The organism is Mesorhizobium sp. M7A.F.Ca.CA.001.10.2.1 (assembly GCF_003998575.1).
GTDB lineage: Bacteria > Pseudomonadota > Alphaproteobacteria > Rhizobiales > Rhizobiaceae > Mesorhizobium.
This window is the reverse complement of sequence record NZ_RZQY01000747.1, coordinates 1-2,731: the sequence shown is the minus strand read 5'-3', so window position 1 is coordinate 2,731 and position 2,731 is coordinate 1. Positions and strand designations below refer to the sequence as shown.

Sequence of the window (2,731 nt, the reverse complement as noted above, 5' to 3'; positions counted from 1 at the left end):
GCCGTCAGCGGCGCTTCAGGCCATCCGGTTTGCCTGGCCGCCGCGAAGGGACGCGATCTCGAAAACATCACCCGCCCTAACGCACCATGGCCAGAAAGGGAAGCAAACCGGGCAAAAACCGGCAAGACATCGCCCTTGCGAGGCAAATATCGGGAAGCGCGCGGCCGCATCAGACAGTTCTTCCTTGAACCTTTTGCCCTCAAGTGCCAAATCTGGGGAAATTTTCACGCTGGCTCTCCTGCAGAGCCCTACCCGCTACACGGACAAAATGGTCACCTATCTCGACGCTGCCACGGCCCCGCTCAGAAATACCGGCCAGATCCGCCTCTATGGCGAGGACGGCTTTGCCGGCATGCGCAAGGCATGCGATCTCACCGCACGCTGCCTCGACGAGCTGGTGCCGATGGTCCAGCCCGGCGTCACCACCGAAGCAATAGACCGCTTCGTCTTCGAATTCGGCATGGACCACGGCGCGCTGCCGGCGACGCTCAACTATCGCGGCTACACGAAATCGTCCTGCACCTCGATCAACCATGTCGTCTGCCATGGCATTCCCGACAACAAGCCGCTCAAGGATGGCGACATCGTCAACATCGACGTCACCTACATCCTCGACGGCTGTCACGGCGATTCTTCGCGCATGTATCCGGTCGGCACGATCAAGCGCGCCGCCGAGCGCCTGCTCGAAGTCACGCATGAATGCCTGATGCGCGGCATTGCAGCGGTCAGGCCGGGCGCCCGCACCGGCGCCATCGGCGCCGCCATCCAGACCTTTGCCGAAGGCGAGCGCTGCTCGGTGGTGCGCGACTTCTGCGGCCACGGCGTCGGCCAGTTGTTCCATGACGCGCCGAACATCCTGCATTACGGCAGCGCCAATGAAGGCGTCGAGATGCGGCCAGGCATGATCTTCACCATCGAGCCGATGATCAATCTGGGCAGGCCGCATGTGAAGGTTCTGTCGGACGGCTGGACTGCGGTGACGCGCGACCGCTCGCTGTCGGCGCAGTACGAGCACACGATCGGCGTGACCGACACAGGGTGCGAGATTTTCACGCTGTCGCCCAAAAAGCTCGATCGCCCCGGCCTGCCGGCTTAGAGCGCGTCTGCCCGGCAGGAGGCCGTCTATGCCGACTGCACGCCAGCGGCATTCGGCAGGTCGATGGTGACGACCAGTCCGCTGGGCTGGTTGTCCTCCAATTCGATCCTGCCGCCGTGACCCTGGACGATGTCGGCAACGATCGACAGGCCCAGACCGAAGCCATGCTTCGATGCAATGCCACGCGACGCGTCTTCCTTGAAGAATGGTTCGAAAACACGGGCGCGTGCCGTCATCGGAATACCCGGCCCGTCGTCCCCTACCGTGATGCGCGCCGCCGTGCCGGTCGCTGTCAAGGCGACCGTGACATTGCCAGCGAATTTGACCCCGTTGTCGCAGAGATTGGCGATCGCACGCGCCAATGCATTGGGCTTGCACCAGCCCAGGAGCCGGTCCGGCCCGGAATATGAGACAGGAAATCCGACATCGGAGAACTCGGCGCAGACGGTTTGCAGAACGCTGGCAATGTCGGCGAGCTGCAGCTTCTCCGTCGAAACATCGTTGCGCAGATAGGTCAGGGTCTCGTCGATCAAGATTTCGATGTGCTGGACATCGGACAGGATTGCGGTTCGGATGGGTCCATCATCCATACGCTCGGCGCGAAGCCGCAGCCGCGTCAACGGCGTGCGCAGATCATGACTGACGCTGCGCAACATGCGCGTGCGATTTTCGATCATCGTGCGGATGCGCGTCCTCATCCTGTTCAGGGCGCGCGCCAATCCCACCATTTCAATGGAGCCGTGTTCGACGAAGAGCTGTTCGCCATTCTCAATCTCGGCCGAACCGACTGCTGCCGAGATGCGCTTCAATGGATCCGTCACGGCCCAAACCGCAAACAGCCAGATCAGCACGGGCAAGGCGACGAAAGCCATGAACCTGTAGAACGAGGCACGGACGAGGCCCGATGTCAGCCAGGAATCGGGCATGCCGAAATGGGCCAGGACGTCCTGCTGGTCCAAGTCGATGACAAACGCGTATCGGCCGCCGATCCTTAGCCAGCGTCCATCAACCGTCCCCCTGTCGATACGCAAAAGCCATTCGACACTTCGCCATTGCAGATAGGACTGGGGAATGCCGGCTATCTGGTCCCTGGGCAATATCTCGAAATCAAAGCCGGCCCGCTTTGCTGTCGCCAGAATTGCGCTACGCGCCTCCGCCGGCGTTTCTTGCAACAAGGCAGCAACAACGCCTGCACGCCTTGCGTTATCTTCCGCGGCGGGAAGGTCGACGTTCTCTATGAAACTCTCAACGACCGAACCGACGAACATGATCACGATCACCGCGATGAAAATGATCGCCACAAACTGCCCACGCACAGACTGCGGCAGGAAACGGCGGAGGATATCACTCATGCTTCCTCCACCGTCGCGGTGAAGATATAGCCACCCAACCGAACGGTCCTCAAAAGCACCGGATCGCGCGCATCCTTTTCGATCTTCCTGCGGATTCGACTGATATGGACATCGACGCTACGCTCGATCGGCCCCGCGAGCCCGGCATGGGTTACGCCCAGAAGTTCCTCGCGAGAGAGAACCCGGCCCGCATTGCGACAAAAGGCAAGCAACAGGTCGAATTCATGCGTCGTGGTCGTAACCCGCGCATTGTTGGGGTCATGCAATTGCCGGCGTATTGGAT

At 61.1% G+C, this 2,731-nt stretch carries 3 protein-coding genes; 1 reads left to right on the top strand and 2 read right to left on the bottom strand.

From position 1 onward, the window contains the following. Positions 1-268 precede the first annotated feature (268 nt). Positions 269-1,096, top strand: a complete 828-nt coding sequence (gene map, locus EN964_RS31065) for a type I methionyl aminopeptidase (protein ID WP_127271537.1) — start codon at positions 269-271, stop codon at positions 1,094-1,096. A gap of 26 nt (positions 1,097-1,122) precedes the next feature. Here map and EN964_RS31060 read toward each other — a convergent pair whose 3' ends face one another. Both EN964_RS31060 and EN964_RS31055 read right to left on the bottom strand, forming a co-directional pair. Continuing rightward, positions 1,123-2,448 carry a sensor histidine kinase KdpD gene (locus EN964_RS31060; RefSeq protein ID WP_127272229.1) on the bottom strand — a complete coding sequence of 442 codons (1,326 nt, stop codon included), beginning with the start codon at positions 2,446-2,448 and terminating at the stop codon, positions 1,123-1,125. After that, on the bottom strand, positions 2,445-2,731 hold a 287-nt coding region (locus tag EN964_RS31055), incomplete at its 5' end, for a helix-turn-helix domain-containing protein (protein WP_164776116.1). The genes EN964_RS31055 and EN964_RS31060, both read right to left, overlap by 4 nt.